The organism is Streptomyces sp. NPDC002669, assembly GCF_042889165.1.
Lineage (GTDB): Bacteria > Actinomycetota > Actinomycetes > Streptomycetales > Streptomycetaceae > Streptomyces.
On sequence record NZ_JBIAQQ010000005.1, the window covers coordinates 227547 to 245958 of the forward strand.

The following is an 18412-nucleotide window of genomic DNA, read 5'->3' on the forward strand; positions in this document are numbered from 1 at the left end:
TCCCACGCGGGGCACTCTTTTTCGTGATCATGCAGTACCCTGTGCCGCCGCAAGGGCGCGCGAGGGTCGAAAAGCCGGGCAGAAGCGCAGGTCAGGCCGGGCATCGGGGACGATTCAGTGACGCTCACGGACGCTCATGGACATCCATGGCCATTACGTACGTGAGACCGCACTCACATCCGTTGTCCCCTCTCACACCCGAACGGCGGCCGCCGCGATTGCGTTCCCACCCCGAAGACGGCCGACGCCCCGTTCGGGTTGCTCGGGATGTCCGGCTTGTCGACCCCGTCCCGCACCCCGACCCGCACCCCGGCCGGCCCCCGCCCCGCACCTCGGACCACCGGTCTAGGACCCATTGACCGGCCACGACGGGTCCGCGGTCCGTTACTCCGGGCAGGATCCGCGCCTAGCGTCCCCCGCATGGACGACACGACGAGCACGGACGCGACCCCCGCTCCCATCCCCACCGGCACGACCACTGCGGCCGACGACACCACCGGCACGCTCGACGAGGCGCTGGAGCGCCTGCACGCCTCGGGCCCCGAGCGGAACGGCTGGCTGAGCAACCACGCCCCCATGGCCGTCGAGGCACTGGTCCGGCACGGGCAGGCACCGGCCGTCCACCGCTGGCTGGACCACTACGGCCACAAGCTGGAGGACATGCCGGACACCTCGTCCCGGGTGACCGGGGAGAACTGGCGCGAGGCCCTGGGCGACCCGCGCCGGATCGCGGACTGGACGGAGTACTTCGGGCGCGAGACCGCCGAGCGCCCCTGGCGGGACGTCCTCGCCGAGTGGTGGCCGCGACTGCTTCCCGGCATCGCGGCGGGCGCCACGCACCCCGTGATCCGGGTCGGCCACTCCGTGCGCACCCTGCTCGTCGGCGAGGCGACCGCGCCCCGCGTCGCCGAACTCGCCCACGGCCTCGGCTACTGGGCCGCCCGCCACCAGCCGCTGCCCGCCCTGACGCCGCTGGCGCCCGCGCCGGACGCCGCCGCCGCGCTGGACGCCGTACCTCCGGTGCCCGAGCAGAGCGGGGGCATGCGGGACCGGCTGGCGCAGCTCACCGCCTTCCCGGTGTGGCCGCAGCCGCCCGCCGACGACCCGGACGGGGCGCGGTCCCGCCTGGAGGAGCTGGTGCGGGCCGCGACCCACCGCTTCGCCACGCACGGGCACGGCGAGCCGATCATGCTGGTGCACGCCGCGACCGCGCCCAATGCCGTTCTGCGCGCCCTGCCCGCACTCCCCCGCGCGCTGTGGGCGTCGAGCCTGGCGGCCGCGTGGGCGGCGAGCGCCGCGGTCACCGCCGCGTACGGCCCCGCCGAGGCCGCCCCGTACGAGCCGGCGGACGCCTCCGCCGACGAGCTGTTCGCGCGGGCGGCGGCGCACGGCGACGACCACACCATCAAGTTCACCGACACCGCGCTGGACGTCGGGGACGCGACGGCCCTCGCCGCCGCGCTCCGCTCGATCGAACTCAACCCGCCGGCGCTGTGACCGGCCGCGGCCACCGGTCCGGCAGCCGCCCCGCCCCGGCGCGAGCGGCACTCAGCCGAACTGCACCGACCGCTTCGCGAGCCCCATCCAGAACCCGTCGATGACGCTGCGGCCCCGGTCCAGCTCGCCCTCCGCGGCGCCGAGCGTCACGAAGAGCGGCGCGAAGTGCTCGGTGCGCGGGTGGGCCAGCCGACCCGCCGGGGACTTGTGCTCGAAGTCCAGCAGGGCGTCGACGTCCTGCGCCCGGAGCGCCCGGTTTCCCCAGTCGTCGAACTCCACCGACCAGCCGGGGACGCCGTCCGCGTGCCGCAGGGCGGCCAGGTTGTGGGTGAAGAACCCGCTGCCCACGATCAGGACGCCCTCGTCGCGCAGCGGCGCGAGCCTGCGCCCGATGTCCATCAGCTTCTGCGGGTCCAGCGTCGGCATGGAGATCTGGAGCACCGGGACGTCGGCCTCGGGGAACATCTCCACCAGCGGTACGTACGCCCCGTGGTCGAGCCCCCGGTCCGGGATGTCCTGGACCGGCGTACCGGCGCCGCGCAGCAGCTTGCGCACGTTCTCCGCGAGTTCCGGGGCGCCGGGAGCGGCGTACCGCACCCGGTAGTAGTGCTCGGGGAAGCCCCAGAAGTCGTGGACGAGCGGGACGGTCTCCGTCGCGCCGAGAGCGAGCGGAGCCTCCTCCCAGTGGGCGGAGACCATCAGGATCGCCCTGGGGCGGGGCAGCCCGGCGGACCATGCGGCCAGCTCACCGGGCCAGACCGGGTCGTCGGCCAGCGGCGGGGCCCCGTGGGAGAGGTAGAGGGCGGGCATGCGTTCCGCGGTGACAGTCATGGCACTCCCCATCCGCTGCTGATCAAGGTAAGTCTTCTAGTGGTCCATTCGAGAGGAAGCATTCTTTAAAGTTCAAGCTTCCTACTTCCGAGACCTTAGCTCTATCTAGTTCAACTTTCAAGAAAAGGTCGTACAGTGGAGTACATGACCACGGCATCCCCCGGCGAGCCCCGCTGGCTCTCCGACGAAGAGCAGCGCGTCTGGCGTGCGTACCTCCACGCCACCACGCTCCTGGAGGATCACCTCGACCGCCAGCTGCAACGCGACGCCGGCATGCCGCACATCTACTACGGGCTGCTCGTCCAGCTCTCCCAGGCCCCCCGCCACCGCCTGCGGATGACCGAGCTGGCCCGGAACGCCAAGATCACCCGCTCCCGGCTCTCGCACGCCGTCGCCCGGCTGGAGAAGAGCGGCTGGGTGCGCCGCGAGGACTGCCCGTCGGACAAGCGCGGCCAGAACGCGGTCCTCACGGACGAGGGCTACGAGATGCTGCGCCGGTCCGCCCCGGGCCATGTCAGCGCCGTGCGTCAGGCGATGTTCGACCGGCTCACCCCCGAGCAGGTGCGCTCGCTGGGCGAGATCATGCAGGTCGTCGCCTCCGGGCTCCAGCCGGAGGGCCCGGACGCGGACCTGCCGTGGCTGCGCTGAGCCCCCTGGCCGCCTGTCGGAACCTTCCACCCGCCGGTCCGATCCCTCTGCCCGCGACGACGAGCGCCCGGCCCGTCGGAACGGAACAGCCGTGCCCCGGCTTCCCGCCCGATCGAGGATCGGGACCGGAAACCGGGGCACGGCCGCTTTCGCACCACCGCTCCCCCGGCCGGTGGGCGCCCTCGGTCAGTGGGCGACGACCGGCATCCTGAACTCGTCCTCGACGCCCTCGGCGTCACCCGACCCGGCGCCGCCGCCGGACGCCGGGGCCGCGGTGGGACGGCCGGCGTTGACGAAGGTCACCGCGATCGTGGCGGCCACCAGCAGGATGCCGACGGCCCACCAGATGGCGCCGGTGAAGCCGTGCACCATCGACTGGAGCTTCAGCAGTTCCGGGTCGGTGGCGCCGAGCGCGGCGTGGGATCCGGCGTACGCCGTCGCGGCCGACGCGGCGATGGTGTTCAGCAGCGCCGTACCGATCGCGCCGCCCACCTGCTGCGAGGTGTTGACCATCGCGGAGGCCACGCCCGAGTCCCTCGGCTCGACGCCGTGCGTGGCGAGCGACATCGCGGGCATGAAGGCCGTGCCCATGCCCAGCCCCAGCAGGAGCTGCGCGGGCAGGATGAGGCCGACGTAGGAGGAGTCGATCTCCAGCTGCGTCAGCAGCAGCATGCCGACGGCGGCGGCGAGGAAGCCGGGGCCCATGAGCTTGCGCGCCGGGACCCGGGTCATCAGCCGGGCGCCGATCTGCGTGGACCCCGTGATCATGCCCGCGATCATCGGAAGGAAGGCGAAGCCCGTCCTGATCGGCGAGTAGCCCTTCACGACCTGGAGGTAGTACGTCAGGAAGAGGAACAGCCCGAACATCGCGATGATGGCGAGGCCCAGCGAGAGGTAGACGCCGCCGCGGTTGCGGTCGAGCACGACGCGCAGCGGCAGCAGCGGCGACTTGACCCGGGCCTCGGTCGCGACGAACGCCAGCAGCAGCACGCCGGACGCGACGAACATGCCGATGGTCAGCCCGTCCGCCCAGCCGGCGGACTCGGCGCGGGTGAACCCGTACACCAGCGAGACCAGACCCAGCGCGGACAGGACGACGCCCGGCACGTCGAGCGACGAGCGGTTGCGGCTGCCGGCCGGCTCCCGGATCACGAAGTACGCGCCCGCGGCCGCCACGGCGGCGAACGGGATGTTGACGAAGAACGTCCAGCGCCAGTCCAGCACCTGGGTCAGGAAGCCGCCGAGGATCAGACCGACGGCGCCACCGCCACCGGCGATCGCACCGTAGATGCCGAACGCCTTGGCGCGCTCCTTGGCATCGGTGAACATCACGGCGAGCAGCGACAGGGCCGCCGGGGCGAGCAGCGCGCCGAAGACGCCCTGGAGGGCGCGGGAGCCGAAGAGCATGGCCTGGTTCTGCGCCGCGCCACCGAGCGCGGACGCCAGCGCGAAGCCGATCAGCCCGACCACGAAGGTCCGCTTGCGGCCCCAGAGGTCGGCGATCCGCCCGCCGAACAGCAGCAGCCCGCCGAAGGCGAGGGCGTAGGCCGTGATGACCCACTGCTTGTTGGCATCGGAGATGCCGAGGTCCGTCTGGGCGTGCGGGAGCGCGATGTTCACGATCGTGGCGTCGAGCACGACCATCAACTGAGCGAGGGCTATGAACGCCAGCGCCTTCCAGCGGCTGGGGTCGGGAAGTCGGAGATCGGCTGTTTTTGACATGGGTGTATCCACCTAAGGGCGCACGGGGCGCGAGAAGTCGTGAACCGGTGAGTCGTGGACAAGAGGTCGTCGAACGGGCCGGGCGGTCAACTACCGATCACAGCCGGACGGTTGACGAGAAAAGGGAAGAAGGAGGAAGGGAGAAGGAGGCGGAGCGGGAGAGAGGTGGTCGGTATGGCGTGGCGGACGCGCCGCCGGACCCCCGTCGGGGCCCGGCGCGGACGTCACGCCCGGCGCCGCAGATCCTCCAAGGTCGCTGCCGTTCCCGGCAGTTCGGACCGGGCCGGGGCCTCCAGTCCGTCCAGGAACAGCTGTAGATGGCGGTGGGTGAACCGGTCGATGTTCAGGCAGCCGGTGCCGGGCAGCGGCCGGGTGAGCTGGGAGAGGGCGACCATGACGTCACCGACGGCGATGTCGGTGCGCAGACGCCCCGCGGACATGGCGCGCGCCACGAGCCCCTCGACGGCCTCTTCGAGGCGGCGGCGCGCGGCGAGCAGTTCGGGGTGGTCCTTGTCGAAGCTGCCGGACAGCATCGGGCACAGTGCCCCGATCCGTTCGTCGGCAGCGGCGTGCACGAAACGGCTGAGCGCGGCGAAGGGGTCGGCCTCCTCGGCCGCCGCCTCCTCCGCGCGGTCGGTGGTCCGGGAGGTGACGGCGAGCACGACCTCGTGCGTCAGCGCGGCCCGGTCGGGGAAGTTCCGGTAGAGCGTGGCGTTGCCGACACCGGCGCGCCTGGCGATCTCGTCGAGCGGCACGTCCGGCCCGAACTCCACGAGCATCTCGCGCGCGGCCGTCACGATCCGCTCCCGGTTGCGCAGCGCGTCGGCCCGCGGACGGGGCGTCCGGGGCTGCGCCGTTCCGGCGGCGGTACGGGCGACGGTGTCCACGACGGTTGTCCTCACTCTCCCGGCCTTCGTTCTCGTTCTCATTCTGTCCCCCTGGACGACCCCTCGCCGTAACCGGGGACCGCCTCCCCGTTTCGCGGGGACACCGATGCAAACGGGGAAGGACTCCCCGGTTATTTCCACACCGGAATGTGATGTGGGTCACCCCGAAGAATCGGGAAACCAGCCGAACGGCGCACTCAACGAGCGACCCCGCAGCACCCGACACAGGCTGATGCGCAGAGCGCAGTCAGGGTCGGCCGACTGCCGCGGACCCCGAGGCGCCTCTATGCAAAAACCACGCCACCGGATACGCAGGCATCGCCGCCCGCTCGCGCTCGGCTCGGCAACGGCCCTGGTCATAGCCGCAATGGCCACCGCCAGCAACACCCTCCCGATAGCCGGCCGGGCCTCCGCCGGCCCGGTGGCCACCGCCCGTTCGGCGGGCATAGCCCCGTGCCGGATATCCGCGGCCATGGGCGTGCAGATGTCGGAGGGCATACCGACGCCGGAGGGCTACGCCCGCTCCACCGGCAAGGTCCGCGCCCTCAACCTGATGATCGACTTCCCGGACGCACCGGGCACCGGACCGGCGATGGACCGGTACGCCGAATTCTTCCCGCAGACCACCCAATGGTTCCGGACCAGCTCGTACGGACGGCTCACCTACGTCCCGGAAACCCCCGTGAAGTCCTGGCTGCGGATGCCACTGCCGTTCTCGGAATACGGAGTGGATCGCGGCTCACCGTACGAACCGGGTTACCGCCACCTCGTCCAGGACATCGCCGCCGCCGCCGATCCGAAGGTGGACTTCGCCTCGTACGACCTGGTCAACGTCCTGGTCACCCCGAACGCCGGGCCCTCCGCCCTGGACACCGTCCTGTCCGTGACCTTCTCCGGCAACGACGACGCCCCGCGCGCGGACGGGGTCCCGCTCGCCAACACGTCCTTCATCTACAGCCGCCAGGACGACGGCTCGGGATCGTTCGAGAAGACCGGCTACCGCGTCCTGCCGCACGAGAACGGCCACGTCTTCGGCCTGCCCGACCTGTACACGATGGAGGGCGGCGGCGCGGTCGGGCACTGGGACATCATGTCCGAGGACTGGGGGGCCGACAACGATCTGCTGGGCTGGCACAAGTGGAAGCTCGGCTGGCTGGACAACTCCCAGGTCAGCTGCGCCGCGAAAGCCGGCACCAGCGAACACGTGCTCCGCCCGCTGGCCCCCCGGGGCGGCACGAAGCTGGCGTTCGTACCGCTGGGCAACGAGTCCGGGTACGCGGTGGAGGTACGGACGCAGGCGGGCAACGACCACGCGATCTGCCGGCCGGGCGTGCTGATCTACAAGGTGAGCTCGGACGTGGACACCGGGCAGGGCCCGGTGTCCGTCGCGGACAGCACCGAGGACAGCACCGGCTGCACCCGCCTGCCCAATGTGCACACCGAACTGTCCGACGCCCCCTTCCGGCCCGGCGAGACCTTCACCGACCGGGCCAAGGGGATACGCATATCCGTGATCGACGAGGACAGCGACGGGAACTACCGGGTCCGCATCACCCGCCCCTGACCTCTTCGTCCGACGAATTCGACCGGCGGATTCAACCGGTGGATTCAGCCTGCGGACGAAGACACGGAGGGGGACACGGACGGCGACGGCGACGACACCCGCACCGCGGCGGCGACGAGATCCGCCAGACGCTCCTCACCGATGGCCTCGGAGGCCGTCGAGGCGATCCGGCCACGTGGGTCGATGACGAGGGTGACAGGCACCCCTTGCGTGCTCAGCAGCCCCTTGGGCAACGTGAGGAGGTGCTTCCCTGCGGGGTCGAGGAGGCTGGGGTACGACATGTCGTGCCCCTCGACGAAGGCGCGGGCCACGCTGGGGGAACTGTCCCGGTTCAGCCCCAGGACGACGACGCCCTGCCCCTCCGCCTTCTTCCGGTACCGCTCCAGCATCGAGACCTGCTTGCGGCAGGGCCCGCACCCGGAGGCCCACGCGTTGATCACCACCGTCTTCCCCGCGTGGTCGGAGAGGCTCATCGGCCTGCCGTCGACCCCGGTCCCCATGAAGGACGGCGCGTCCGGACGGTGCCGGGGATCGATCGTGAGGGTCCCGTCCTTGTGACGGTGGAAGCCCCGGGGCGTTCCCGGGTCACCTCCGCTCACGATCATGCCTATGACGGCCGCGGCACAGACGACGGCGGCCAGCAGGGGGACGAAGGGGTGTTTCATGGGGGGTCCTTGGGGTTCCTTGAGGGATCCTTCGAGACAGCGGAACAACCGGTTCAGCAACCGGGGACATCACCGGGGGCACCGCCCGCCTCCCACGGCCACACAGCCGTTCGCCGAGGGTCACGGTTGCCCACGGACCGGCGACCGCATGGACGGCGCCCCGGACGCTCCCGCGCGGCAAGGCATGCCGAATTCCCCCCGTTCGTACTGAACAACGGCGTTTGCTGATCATTCAGAACGGTACGCCCACCCCCAACTGCCCTCGCGAGCCCCTCCCTTGTAAACATGCGCCCCACCGCCCCCGGGTTGCCTCACTCCCCGAAACATCCCCACCCGGCCCCCCACCCGAAGCCCCCCACCCCGCCCCCCGCCCGGCCGCCCCACCATGAAAGCCCCTCCCCGGCACGGATCCGCTACGCTGTCCCTGGTCGGTCATCGGTACGTCCCGCCACCTGCACCACCGCAGAGGCACCGCACCTCGCCCGACAGCCCCGCCTTCGTAGCTCAGGGGATAGAGCACCGCTCTCCTAAAGCGGGTGTCGCAGGTTCGAATCCTGCCGGGGGCACAGCACTAAGGGCCAGTTCAGAGGCTTGATCCTCTCGAACTGGCCCTTTGCCGTGATCGCGGCCGTGCCACGCACGTGCCACAAAGTCCGCTAGGAGTCCACGTCCCCCTGGCGCTGGCGGATCATGGCTCCCAGTCGATCAGCGATGGCACGGTCCCGGTCAGCCGTCATGTGCTGGTAGATCAGCGCGGCGCGGGCAGTGCTGTGCCCCATGCGCGTCATCAGCTCACGCGTGCTCGCCGTGGCAGCGACCAGGTTGTTCCCCGTGTGCCGCAGATCATGGAAATGGACATCGGCGGCGATGCCCGCCCCCTTGCGCGCCTTGATCCAGTCGTCCCGGAAGTTGCTGCGTCGCAGCTGCCCGCCCTGGGGACCGAGAAAGACGTGGCCGTCACGACCGGCACCCGCGTAGAGCTCCAGGTGCTCGATGACATCGGCCAGGATCTCGTCCGGGAAGGCGACGGGGCGGACACCAGCCGCCGACTTCGGGGCCTTGTCGAAGAGCCTGCCATCCTGCATCTCTGCTTGGGCACGCTGCACCAGGACCACGCGCCCCGTGGTGTCGATGTCGCGGCGCCGCAGAGAGGCCAGCTCACCGAAGCGCAGCGTGGTGAAGGCTGCGAGCAGGACGAGCAGCCGGTATCGGGGAGCGATCGCATCAGCAACGGCGTACACCTCCGCCACGGTCAACACCGGCCGCTCGGGCACGTCATAGCGGTCGGCGCCCTTGATCCGGCACGGGTTACGGCGGATCAGCTCGTCATCGAGGGCCGTGTTCATGATGGCGCGGAGGACCTGGTACGCCTTGACGACAGTCGGCTCGCCCACTCCGGCAGCCAGCAGCCGGCCACGCCAGGCCCGGACGCGGGACGTGGTGACGTCGGCCAGAGATCCCGAACCGAATGTCGGAGTGATGTGCAGCCGGATCACTGCTTCGTTCCGCTCCCTGCTGCGGTCGGCCAGCTTGCGGTCCCGCAGCCAGGCATCGGCGTACTCGGTGAAGGACACGGCTCCCTTGTCTGGGTCTTCCCACTGGCCGCGCGAGATGTCCGCCTCGATATGCGTCAGCGCGACTTCGGCGTCCGTCTTGGTCGCGTAGGTCTGCTCGGCGCTGCGGAGCTGCCCCGTCGCAGGGTCGCGGTATCGAGCCTGCCAGCGACCGGATCGCAGTTGTCGGACCGACCCGAAGCGCCGGCGGTTGCCTTTCTTGTTGGCCATCAGGCAGCCCTCCGCAGTCCAGCCCGCCGGATCGTCACCGGCTCCACGGTGTTGGCTGTGATGAAGGCCGTCACGGCGGTCTCGGGGATGCGGACGTGGCGACCGACCTTGACGAAGGTGATCCGGCGTTCCTCGATCAGTCGCCGGGGAAACCGGACGGTGGTGCCGAGGAGTTCGGCCACCTGATCGACGCTGAGCAGACGTTCCATGCTCACCACTCCCCCATGGTGTCGAGTGCTTCGAGTTCGGTGCGGTGTTCGCGGGCGGTTTCGCGGTTGTGCTGGATGTCGCGGTGGATGTTGGCGGCGAGCCAGGATTCGCCGGGGGTGTGGCCGTGTCCGGCGTAGGTCCAGTGGGCGAGGGTGAGGGTGGTGGCCTCGGGGTGGTCGTCGGGGTCGGGCAGGCCGAGGGCTTCGCGTTGTTGGGCGGCGCGGTAGTCGGCGCGGACCTGGCGGAGGGCGCCGAGGGTGGTGGAGTAGGCGCGGGATTTGGTGGAGAAGTGGCCGCGGAAGCCGAGCATGTGGGCCCAGTCGCGGAGTTTGCGGTCGGGGTAGGCGTGGTGGAGGTCCAGGCACGCTTCGATCAGCCGCCGCGGGTGCTCGGGGACGTCGAGGAGGGTCAGGGCTTCCTTGTTGCCGATGCGGTGGTCGACGGTGCCGGTGGTCTCGGCGGCCTTGGTGGCGTACTTGGCGACGTAGGAGGCGACGGCCTGTTCGGTGAGGTCTTCGCCGTTGCCGAAGGCGCCGATGGGCTGGACGTCGAGCTGGGTGCCCCAGCGCAGGACCCAGCCGGGGAGTCCGGCTTCCTCGTTCGCGGGGACGGCGAGTTCGACCCGGGCCGCGGCGGCGCGGATGGCGTCTTCGAGGAGGGCGTGGGTGGCCCAGGCCGGGGGCGGGGTGTCCGGCCCGCCGGGTCCGTCGAAGCGGATCACGGCGTGGAAGTGCACGGCCCCGCGCTTCTGGTACTCGGCGACCTTCCCGAAGGAGAGCCGGGACTGTTCGCGGGCGTCCTTCTGGGTGAGGCCGGCGCGGCGGGCGATCTCTCGGCGGAGGTAGATCGTGAAGTAGCGCCACAGGTCGGAGGCGTGGTTGTTCCAGAGCACGGCGCCGGCGTAGTCGTAGGTGGTCGGGTCGAGGGGGGTGCCGAGTTCGGGGGCGTTGTCGGGGTGGTGGGTGCCGCAGCGGCAGGGCCGGTTGCCGGGGCGGTTGTGGACGGGGCCGAAGGACGGGGCGGTGAGGGTGGCGAAGACGCGGGGGTGGTCGCGGACGGTGTGGGGGGTGCCTTTGGCGGGGTCGCCGGTGAGGCCGGCGCGGATGAGGTGGTAGGTGTCGCCGGCGTAGGTCCAGGCGCAGGCGGGGCAGCGGGAGGCGCGGCGGTTGCCGCAGGCGACGCGGAGGCGTCCGCCGGGTTCGGTGTCGGTGGTGTAGTGGTGCAGAAGGGTGCCGGTGGCACGGTCGATGGTCTTGGTGGCGCCGGTGAGGTGGATGGGCTGGGCGCATCCTCCGGTGCGGCGGATCTGTTCTTCCCAGCGGTCGTAGCCGGTGGCCCCGGCCACCCTCAGCACATCGGCGAGGGTGGCCGGGTCCAGGCCCGCCGCGGTGGCGGCGTCACTCACGCGGCCACCTCCAGGCGGGAGGCGAGGAACGCGGTGGCGATGTGCCGGGTGTAGGCCGGGGGGATGCACTCGCGGATGCCGTCGCGGTTCATCCAGGGCACGCCCATGTCGGTGCGGGCCTCGGCGACACCGGAGAAGTTCCCGACGTAGTGGGCGAAGTGCCCATTCGCGCGGGGGCGGCCCATCTTGGTGAGCGGGGCCTGGTGGGCGGGGTGCGGGGGCGGGGTGAAGGTGAAGCCGCCGCCGGTCTCGAAGAGGCGGTGGCGGTAGGTGCGCATCCCGAACGCGGCGGCGCACAGGGTCACCGGGTTACGGAGTTCCCGGGCGGCTTCTTCGACGTTCTCGATCACCCAGGGGCGGCCGGTTGCTTCGAGGGCTGCGCGGGTGGGGGCGATGAGGTCGGGGTGTTCGCGGTGCTGGATCTTCTGGGCGCGGCTGTAGCGCTGGCAGGGCGGGGATGCGTGGATGAAGTCGAACTCATGGCCGTGGGCCCGGACGAAGCCAATGGCATCTGCCTGGATGAAGGGCAGGGGGTTGCGGGGCTGCGGGGCGAGGTCGATGCCGGTCACGTCGAACCCGGCGAGGCGGTAGCCCATGCCGGCGCCGCCCTGGCAGCAGAACAGGTCGAGAACGCGCAGCCCGGTGCGCGGGGCGGCGATCACCGGCCGTTCTCCTTCGGGGTGTGGGCGTCGATCCACTCTTCGGCGCAGACCTTGTGGACGGGCTTGCCGCGGTCGGAGCGCAGCGGGGTGGGCTTGTCGCACAGGACGCAGGGCTTGTCGCCGGTGGGGTCGAAGTGCTTCTTGTCGCTCCAGTCGAGGAGGGCCACGGCGCTCACGCCCCGACGCGGGTGTAGGTGCGGGCGGGGGCGGTGTGGCCGGTGCCCTGGCAGACGGGGCAGTCGGCGGGGATCGTCTCGCGGTGACCGGCGGGGGTGGTGTGGCCGGTGGTGACGGCGACGGTGGGAAAGCCGTCGCAGTGGCTGCAGATCGGCCGGGGCGCGGTGTTCTGGGGCATGATGGTGTCTCCCTTTCGGGTCCGTTGGATCTGGGATGGGTGAGGCGCCCGGGGCGGCGGAAGTTTGGCGACCGAGGCCGCCCCGGGGGCTGGTTACTGCTGGGAGTCGTCGGGCAGGGCGATCCATCCGTTGGCCCAGTGGTCCTCGCCGAGGCCGGTGGGCGTCCAGGTGTTGGTGAGGCTTCCGGTGGTGATGAAGCCGAAGGCGATGCGGACGGCCGTTCCCGGAGTTTCGGTGACGGCGGCGCACTTGAAGTAGCGCCACTGTTCGGGCGCCTTATAGCCGTCGGGGCGCCACATGTAGGTCTTGTCTGCGGTGAAGAAGTCCATGTCAGAGGGTCCTTTCATCGGGGTGTGCTGTTGCGGCGGCCGTGGCCCTTGGCCGCGTACATGGCGGCATCGGCGGCGGCGAGTGCCTCGGTGAGGGTGCGTACAGGCAGATCCGTCAGGTGGCAGAAGCCGACCGACGCGGAGACCGGTATGAGGCGGTCGTCGTGGATCACCGGGTGGTGCAAGGCTTTGGTGAGCGTGCGGGGCCCGGAGGTGGCGGCGGGGTCGGCGACGATCGCGGCGAACTCGTCGCCTCCCAGCCGGGCCGCGGTGCCGTGCTGGCCGCACCAGGCGGCGAGACGTGAGGCGGTCGCGGCGATCACCGCGTCTCCGGCGGCGTGGCCGTGGGTGTCGTTGATGGCCTTGAAGTCGTCCAGGTCCACGAGCAGGGCCATGGCGTGCGGGGAGCGGGCGATGATGCGTTCGGCGTGGGTGGTCCAGCCTGCCCGGGTGTGGAGTCCGGTGAGCGGATCACGGCGGGCGGTGGAGAGCCGACGGGCGAGCAGGCTGCCGTGCAGGGCCCATCCGAGAGCGGGTAACGCGGCGGCTATGGCGGTCAGTTCCATGGTGGTCACCGGCCCTTGTTCTGGCTGTTGAGCAGGGAGCGCAGGACGATCGCGCAGAGGGCGACGGATACGGCGGTGACGGCGACCGCGAGGAGCATCGAGACCAGGACCGCGCCGACGACGAGGACCACAGCGGTCCCGCCGGCGACTGCGGCGACCAGCGCGCCGGGGGTGAGCCGCACGCCGGGCCGGGAGACCGGCAAGGGTGCCGGGGCCGGGGCGGGCATCGGAGCGGGGGTGTGGTTGCAGTCGCAGGCCGGGTGGGCCAGGACGGCGGGCGGCTGAACGAGGGACGTTTCCGGGGTCGGTGCGGTGTCCGGGGCCGGGTACTTCGGGCTGAACATGTCGTGCTCCTTTCAGGGGTTGCAGCGGTGGGTGCGGGCGGCGAGTTCGGCGGCGGCACGGCTGTGGTAGTCGGCGGAGAAGTTGCAGCCGGGGGCGGTGCAGGCGGCGGTGTGCTTGGTGCGGCCCCGGCCGTCGTAGTGGGTGCCGACCTGGACCGGGCCTATGCGGATCACGTTGGTGAAGCGGTTCGGGCGCGGCATGACGGTCAGTCGTTCCGGCTGGTGAAGTCGTCGGCGTGGTCGGTGAGCCACTGGTCGATCTCGGGGTGTTCGTCGGCGGTGGCCTGGCTGATCGCGGCCTCGCCCAGCTTCATGCCGTCAACGAGGCGGTTGTTGCGGGTGAGTTCGGCGGAGCGTTCGAGCGCGGCGCGGATGGACGGTCGCATGTGGTTCTCCTGTCAGGCGAGTTGGGCGGTGATGGCGTCGGCGAGCGGGCCGGGAACCCCGAGGCGGGCGCGCAGGGCGGCCGAGTCGATCGGGTTGCCGGTCGTGGCGTGGTGGGTGTCCGCGATCTTCCGGGCGTGATCCAGCAGGGCCGGAGGCACCGCCATGACCGGAGCCGGAGCGGGGGCCGGGGCCGGGGCGGGCTCGGGTGCGGGCGGGAGCTGCGGGGCCGGTTCGGGGTCGGGCTCGGGTTCGGGTGCCCGTTCCACCGTGATCTCCGGGACCGGCTCCGGTTCCGGGGCGGTCAACGGCGGCTGTTCGCGGGCGGGTTCGGGGTCGGCCGGTGCTTCGGCGGGGGCGGGGGCGGGTTCGGGGTCGGCCGGTGCTTCGGCGGGGGCGGGGGCGTGGGCCAGGAGGGTGCCGCCGAGGAAGGCCAGGGCGGGCCATCCGGCAACGAGGATGCGCAGCCAGGCCGGGACGTGGTCGAGGTCGAGGAGTCCGGCGGTGGCGATGTTCGCGCCCAGGGAGGCGGCCAGGGCGATCACGAACCAGACCCAGGCCGGGCGGTTGCCGGCGTGGGTGCGCATGCGGCGCCAGGCGGCGACCAGCAGGAGGTCCACGCTGATCGGGTAGGCCCATGCCTTCCAGCCGTCCTGCCCGGCCGCCAGGGCCAGATCGTGCAGGTGGGAGAAGGACAGGGCACCGGCGATGACGGCCTGGACGAGCACGGCGTCGAGGCGGATGGTGGGGGCCCTCTTGGCGACCATGGTGATGATTCCTTCGGGTTTCGGGCATGGGCGGGGTAGGGACCTGGCGCGAGACGGCCGCGCCGACCGGGGGTGCGAGGGGGCGTTATTCGGTGACCGGCCGCGGCTTGACCAGCGGCGACGCACCGGCCGCGGCCGTGGCGACGGGGACGGCCGGGCGGAACGGGGCCAGGGCCGCAACCGCGGGAGTGAGGTGCGCGTACGCGCGGCAGATCGCTGCGGCGTCGGCCGCGGTCAGTTCGGGGGTGCGGATGCGGGACCAGCCGCCGGAGGCGTCACCGGCCACCGCCACGCCGGGGCGGTCCGGCGGAATCGTCGTGACGGCGAGAACCGCGTCCGGGGCGATGTCGCCCAGGCCCATGTCGGCGGTCTGCTTGTCGTTGACCCGGTGCACGACACGGCCGGTGAGCTGGGCACGGAGCATGGTGGCGCCCTTGCCGAGTTCGGAGCCGAAGCGCTGCCCGCAGACCTCCAGGTAGATCCCGACCGCACGGGCCATCTGCGCCAGACGGATCATGTGCATCACCATCCGGTCGCGGCGCTCCTCATCCTTCTTCGCCGCGGTGAGGAACAGCTCCGCCACCTCGTCCACCAGCACCACCAGCGGCACCGGGCGCACCTTCGCGGGCAGGGCCCACAGATCGGAGACCCCGTGCTCGCTCAGGGCGTCGAAGCGCTCCTCCATCTCCCTCACCAGTACCTCCAGGAGCTGTGAGGCTTCGTCGGGGGTGACGGCCAGGGCGGAGAGCCGGGGCGCATACCCGCGCTGTTCGACCCCGCGTTTGCAGTCGATCCCGACCAGGCCCACCGGGAGTTTCGCCAGCCCGGCGATCAGGTTGCGCTGGTACATCGACTTGCCCGACTGATTCGCGCCCAGGGTCAGGGAGTGCGGGATCTTGGTGTAGTTGCGGACGAACGCGGTCCCGTCCTCCCGCAACGCCACCGGCACCACCAACGGACCAGGGGCCAGCTTGCGGGGCAGGCGGCGCGGCATCCTCACCCGGCGCAGCACGTCGTAGCCGGTCATGCGCAGTTCGACGAACCCGGGCTTGGTCTCGACGACGTGGACGGAGTGGACGCCCCAGGCGTGGCGGAGCCGTTCGGAGGCGGCGGCGACGTCGGCGGGCTCCAGGCCGGCGGGCAGCCGGAGGGTGGCGCGCATTCCGGTGGAGGAGCCGCGGACCTTGCGGACCTTCGGCGGGACCGGCTGGACGTCCTGGCGGCGGGCCACGTTGCGGACCATGAACGCCCGCAGGCGGGACGGCTGGACCGTCAGCCCGCACACGTCCATCGTCGAGTGGTACGTGGCCGCGAAGCGGACCCGGGCCACCGGCAGGCCGGCCAGCGACCAGAACACGCGAGGCGCGCGAACCTTCGCGTAGCCGAGCCCGCCCGCAGCCGATAAGGCCCCGGCCAGCTCGATCACCGTGGCGACATCCGACATGGTCAGGCCCCCAGCGGGGTGACGGCCACCGCGCGGAAGCTGATGCCGTGCCGGGTCTGGCCGTTGAACGTGTTCTCCCAGTCCCGCGCCTTCAGCCCGATCACCGTCACTGGGGTGCCCGGGGCCAGGTTCTCCGGGACACCCGTGCTCGGCACCGTCACCTGGTAGAGGTTGCCCTCCCCCTCGTCCGAGATCAGCAGGCCCACCGTCGCGAGCTGGGCACCGGTCTCCCGGTCCACCGCGACCTCCCCGGTCTGCTTGCTCACCAGCTTCGGCGTCGGAGGCGTCGCCACGAACACGACAGCGGTCGAAACATCGATCTTGAAAGACGACATGAGCGCATCCCTTGTTCAGGAGGCCGCCGCCGCTCGGCAGCCTCTCTAGACATCTCCAGTGAAGCCACCTTCTCTAGAGATGTCAACAGATCTCTAGAGAAGTTCCTCAGGGTGTGCCGAGAGTGTGAGCGCGTCGAGGTTCCATCCGCGGGTGGAACTAGATCGACCGCGGTCGGAACAAAGGCTCTAGGCTGTCTAGAGAAGCGAAGGAGAGAGAACTCATGGCCACCCAAGGCGCCCAGCGGCAGCCGAAGTACCAACGGATCGCCGATGAGCTGCGGGATGCTATTCAGGCCGGTCGCTACGGTCCAGGTGATCGGCTGCCAGGCGAGAATGACCTGATGGCTACCTACGACGTGGCCAGGATGACCGCCCGCCAGGCTCTTGGCGTCTTGCAGAGCGAGGGTCTTACCGAGTCCCGAAAGGGCGCAGGGGTGTTCGTGCGCTCGTTCCGTCCGCTACGGCGCCAAGGAATCAAGCGTCTGGCCCAGTCGCAGTGGGGTGAAGGCCGCTCAATCTGGTCGGCGGACACGGAGGACCGCACCCTCGTGGTGGACAAGGTGAACGTGACAGAGGAGCCGGCTCCGGACCGCGTTGCTGGAGTCCTAGAGGTGGAGCCAGGGGCAGCTGTGTGCGTACGCCGTCGCCGCTTCGTCCTAGATGGCAAGCCGATCCTGTTGGCTACCTCGTACCTTCCCGCGTCTCTGGTAGCAGGGTCTGCAATCACTCAAGAAGACACTGGCCCCGGGGGCACGTACGCGCGACTTGCCGAGTTGGGATCCAAGCCCGTCCACTTCCGGGAGGAGATTCGCTCGCGCATGCCTTCAACGTCCGAGGCGAGCGAACTGGAGCTCTCGACGGGTACTCCCGTTATGCTGATCTGTCGTACAGCATTCGCTGACAAGGGCCGCCCCGTTGAAATCAACGAGATGACCCTCGATGCCGCGTCCTACATCCTTGAGTACGACTTCGACGCGTAGCAACCACTCATTGTTGCAACCAGGTTTCGTGTCGTCGGGCAACGTTGAAGATGCGCTCGATCTGATCTGTGGAAAGTGCAGGAGCCAGCCCAGACAGAAGGGTGTGCACCTTTGCCCCGTCTACCACGAGGACTGGAGCCGCAGCGTTCTTCACCGTGAGTGTCGTGGCACCCACGACCGCAACGACAGGACGAACGGACACTGAGAATCCACAATGCGTCGACAGGGTGCGTGCCGTACGCCGTGCCTCGTGTTCACTGATGACGATGTGCTTGGTGGGGGCTCGGTTGACGGTGATGGCGTGATCTCCGTACCAAACATTCTTACCCTTATGGAACTTCGAGTTGACGGTGAAGACTCCAGAAGGGCCGATGGCCAAGTGGTCGATGTCAGACTTGCTGGGCCATTGGATGGAGTGCAGGACGCACCAGCCTTGACCTCGAAGGGAGTTCAACCGGCGCCCAGTTGTTCGCTCGCCAACCAGGCCAAGTGCCCAACTGCGCAGTTCTCGGTCCGACGACCAGCGCGCGAACTGCCGTTTCATCCTGTTGGGTTCCAGCTCTGCGAGCTTATGTCGTATCGCGTCTCCCGGCCGGTTCGAGATCAAGTCTCCTTGCGGCAGAGCCATCCGTCCTCCCTCGTTTAGGAGCCCAGGGCATCACGGGCGCCCCTGGCTGCCAAGACGTCGAATCTCGCCATTGGAGTTGTTACAGGTTTCTCTACCTCATCAAGCCCCACCCTTCGGGCGGGGAGAGGGGGAAGGGCAAGGGGGTTCCTCCTTGCTGTGCGGCAGACCGCTGCATCCGGAACCATCGGGAATGAGGGCACCCACGACGAAAGACCCGAGCCCCTACCCGGTGAGAGTTCACGACAGCCAGCAGCACCACCCCGCGGGGGACCCTTGCGCGCACCGGCCGGGCCTCCGAGGGCTTGGAGATCTGCTTCTTCGGGCCTGGTGGCTCTTGTCTTTTCGGACATCCGGCGCGGGCGAGGCAATCGGCATTCAGCCGTCGCTACGGATAACACCCCACC

Annotated in this window: 23 protein-coding genes and 1 tRNA gene; 5 read left to right on the forward strand and 19 right to left on the reverse strand. The window is 70.3% G+C overall.

Annotated elements, in window-relative coordinates; translation table 11 throughout:
- The first annotated feature begins 420 nt into the window (after positions 1 to 420).
- Positions 421 to 1497 (forward strand): questin oxidase family protein, encoded by a 1077-nt coding sequence (locus ACFYW1_RS10050; RefSeq protein WP_388989774.1) that lies wholly within the window; start codon positions 421 to 423, stop codon positions 1495 to 1497.
- A 51-nt stretch (positions 1498 to 1548) separates the two neighbouring features.
- On the opposite strand, the gene ACFYW1_RS10055 is transcribed toward ACFYW1_RS10050, so the two are convergent.
- Positions 1549 to 2328, reverse strand: a complete 780-nt coding sequence (locus ACFYW1_RS10055) for a dioxygenase (protein WP_388989776.1) — start codon at positions 2326 to 2328, stop codon at positions 1549 to 1551.
- A gap of 135 nt (positions 2329 to 2463) precedes the next feature.
- On the opposite strand from ACFYW1_RS10055, the gene ACFYW1_RS10060 reads away from it, so the two are divergent.
- Positions 2464 to 2976, forward strand: coding sequence for a MarR family winged helix-turn-helix transcriptional regulator (locus tag ACFYW1_RS10060; protein WP_388989778.1), 513 nt, complete (start codon positions 2464 to 2466; stop codon positions 2974 to 2976).
- Positions 2977 to 3162: 186 nt separating this feature from the next.
- Here the strand turns inward: ACFYW1_RS10060 and ACFYW1_RS10065 are convergent, their stop codons facing one another.
- Positions 3163 to 4698, reverse strand: coding sequence for an MFS transporter (locus ACFYW1_RS10065; RefSeq protein WP_388989780.1), 1536 nt, complete (start codon positions 4696 to 4698; stop codon positions 3163 to 3165).
- Positions 4699 to 4922: 224 nt separating this feature from the next.
- Complete coding sequence (locus tag ACFYW1_RS10070) at positions 4923 to 5627, reverse strand: TetR/AcrR family transcriptional regulator (RefSeq protein WP_388989782.1); 705 nt, start codon at positions 5625 to 5627, stop codon at positions 4923 to 4925.
- 244 nt (positions 5628 to 5871) lie between these two features.
- Here ACFYW1_RS10070 and ACFYW1_RS10075 point away from each other — a divergent pair, with 244 nt between their 5' ends.
- Complete coding sequence (locus ACFYW1_RS10075) at positions 5872 to 7149, forward strand: M6 family metalloprotease domain-containing protein (RefSeq protein ID WP_388989784.1); 1278 nt, start codon at positions 5872 to 5874, stop codon at positions 7147 to 7149.
- 44 nt (positions 7150 to 7193) lie between these two features.
- On the opposite strand, the gene ACFYW1_RS10080 is transcribed toward ACFYW1_RS10075, so the two are convergent.
- Positions 7194 to 7814 (reverse strand): TlpA family protein disulfide reductase, encoded by a 621-nt coding sequence (locus ACFYW1_RS10080; RefSeq protein WP_388989786.1) that lies wholly within the window; start codon positions 7812 to 7814, stop codon positions 7194 to 7196.
- Between the two features lie 493 nt (positions 7815 to 8307).
- Here ACFYW1_RS10080 and ACFYW1_RS10085 point away from each other — a divergent pair.
- Positions 8308 to 8380: transfer RNA gene (locus ACFYW1_RS10085), tRNA-Arg, on the forward strand.
- 90 nt (positions 8381 to 8470) lie between these two features.
- On the opposite strand, the gene ACFYW1_RS10090 is transcribed toward ACFYW1_RS10085, so the two are convergent.
- The 14 genes from ACFYW1_RS10090 to ACFYW1_RS10155 all read right to left on the reverse strand — a co-directional run bounded on the left by ACFYW1_RS10090 (position 8471) and on the right by ACFYW1_RS10155 (position 16400).
- Complete coding sequence (locus tag ACFYW1_RS10090; RefSeq protein ID WP_388989788.1) at positions 8471 to 9598, reverse strand: tyrosine-type recombinase/integrase; 1128 nt, start codon at positions 9596 to 9598, stop codon at positions 8471 to 8473.
- A complete protein-coding gene (locus ACFYW1_RS10095) occupies positions 9598 to 9807 on the reverse strand; it encodes an excisionase family DNA-binding protein (RefSeq protein WP_376038435.1) in 210 nt (69 codons plus the stop codon). Before ACFYW1_RS10095 ends, ACFYW1_RS10090 begins: the two co-directional genes overlap by 1 nt.
- Positions 9808 to 9809: 2 nt before the next feature.
- On the reverse strand, positions 9810 to 11213 hold the full coding sequence (repSA, locus tag ACFYW1_RS10100; RefSeq protein WP_388989791.1) for a replication initiator protein RepSA: 1404 nt from the start codon (positions 11211 to 11213) through the stop codon (positions 9810 to 9812).
- Positions 11210 to 11809, reverse strand: coding sequence for an SAM-dependent methyltransferase (locus tag ACFYW1_RS10105; RefSeq protein ID WP_388990174.1), 600 nt, complete (start codon positions 11807 to 11809; stop codon positions 11210 to 11212). The genes repSA and ACFYW1_RS10105 overlap by 4 nt, the downstream gene beginning before the upstream one ends.
- 62 nt (positions 11810 to 11871) lie before the next feature.
- Positions 11872 to 12051 (reverse strand): hypothetical protein, encoded by a 180-nt coding sequence (locus ACFYW1_RS10110; RefSeq protein ID WP_388990201.1) that lies wholly within the window; start codon positions 12049 to 12051, stop codon positions 11872 to 11874.
- On the reverse strand, positions 12048 to 12230 hold the full coding sequence (locus tag ACFYW1_RS10115; protein WP_388989793.1) for a hypothetical protein: 183 nt from the start codon (positions 12228 to 12230) through the stop codon (positions 12048 to 12050). The genes ACFYW1_RS10110 and ACFYW1_RS10115 overlap by 4 nt, the downstream gene beginning before the upstream one ends.
- A gap of 93 nt (positions 12231 to 12323) precedes the next feature.
- Positions 12324 to 12560, reverse strand: a complete 237-nt coding sequence (locus ACFYW1_RS10120) for a hypothetical protein (protein WP_388989795.1) — start codon at positions 12558 to 12560, stop codon at positions 12324 to 12326.
- Positions 12561 to 12574: 14 nt separating this feature from the next.
- Positions 12575 to 13126 carry a GGDEF domain-containing protein gene (locus ACFYW1_RS10125; protein ID WP_388990176.1) on the reverse strand — a complete coding sequence of 184 codons (552 nt, stop codon included), beginning with the start codon at positions 13124 to 13126 and terminating at the stop codon, positions 12575 to 12577.
- Positions 13127 to 13131: 5 nt separating this feature from the next.
- Positions 13132 to 13470, reverse strand: coding sequence for a SpdD protein (locus tag ACFYW1_RS10130; RefSeq protein ID WP_388989797.1), 339 nt, complete (start codon positions 13468 to 13470; stop codon positions 13132 to 13134).
- A gap of 12 nt (positions 13471 to 13482) precedes the next feature.
- Complete coding sequence (locus tag ACFYW1_RS10135) at positions 13483 to 13671, reverse strand: mobile element transfer protein (protein ID WP_388989799.1); 189 nt, start codon at positions 13669 to 13671, stop codon at positions 13483 to 13485.
- A 5-nt stretch (positions 13672 to 13676) separates the two neighbouring features.
- Positions 13677 to 13856, reverse strand: a complete 180-nt coding sequence (locus ACFYW1_RS10140; RefSeq protein WP_388989801.1) for a hypothetical protein — start codon at positions 13854 to 13856, stop codon at positions 13677 to 13679.
- Positions 13857 to 13868: 12 nt separating this feature from the next.
- Positions 13869 to 14621, reverse strand: a complete 753-nt coding sequence (locus ACFYW1_RS10145) for a DUF2637 domain-containing protein (protein WP_388989803.1) — start codon at positions 14619 to 14621, stop codon at positions 13869 to 13871.
- 85 nt (positions 14622 to 14706) lie between these two features.
- Entirely contained in the window at positions 14707 to 16065 is a 1359-nt protein-coding gene (locus tag ACFYW1_RS10150; protein WP_388989805.1) for an FtsK/SpoIIIE domain-containing protein, read from the reverse strand.
- A 2-nt stretch (positions 16066 to 16067) separates the two neighbouring features.
- Entirely contained in the window at positions 16068 to 16400 is a 333-nt protein-coding gene (locus tag ACFYW1_RS10155) for a hypothetical protein (protein ID WP_376447492.1), read from the reverse strand.
- A 221-nt stretch (positions 16401 to 16621) separates the two neighbouring features.
- Between ACFYW1_RS10155 and ACFYW1_RS10160 the strand changes: the two genes are divergently transcribed.
- A complete protein-coding gene (locus ACFYW1_RS10160; RefSeq protein ID WP_388989808.1) occupies positions 16622 to 17380 on the forward strand; it encodes a GntR family transcriptional regulator in 759 nt (252 codons plus the stop codon).
- A 7-nt stretch (positions 17381 to 17387) separates the two neighbouring features.
- Here ACFYW1_RS10160 and ACFYW1_RS10165 read toward each other — a convergent pair whose 3' ends face one another.
- On the reverse strand, positions 17388 to 18008 hold the full coding sequence (locus ACFYW1_RS10165) for a nuclease-related domain-containing protein (RefSeq protein ID WP_388989810.1): 621 nt from the start codon (positions 18006 to 18008) through the stop codon (positions 17388 to 17390).
- Between the last annotated feature and the right edge of the window lie 404 nt (positions 18009 to 18412).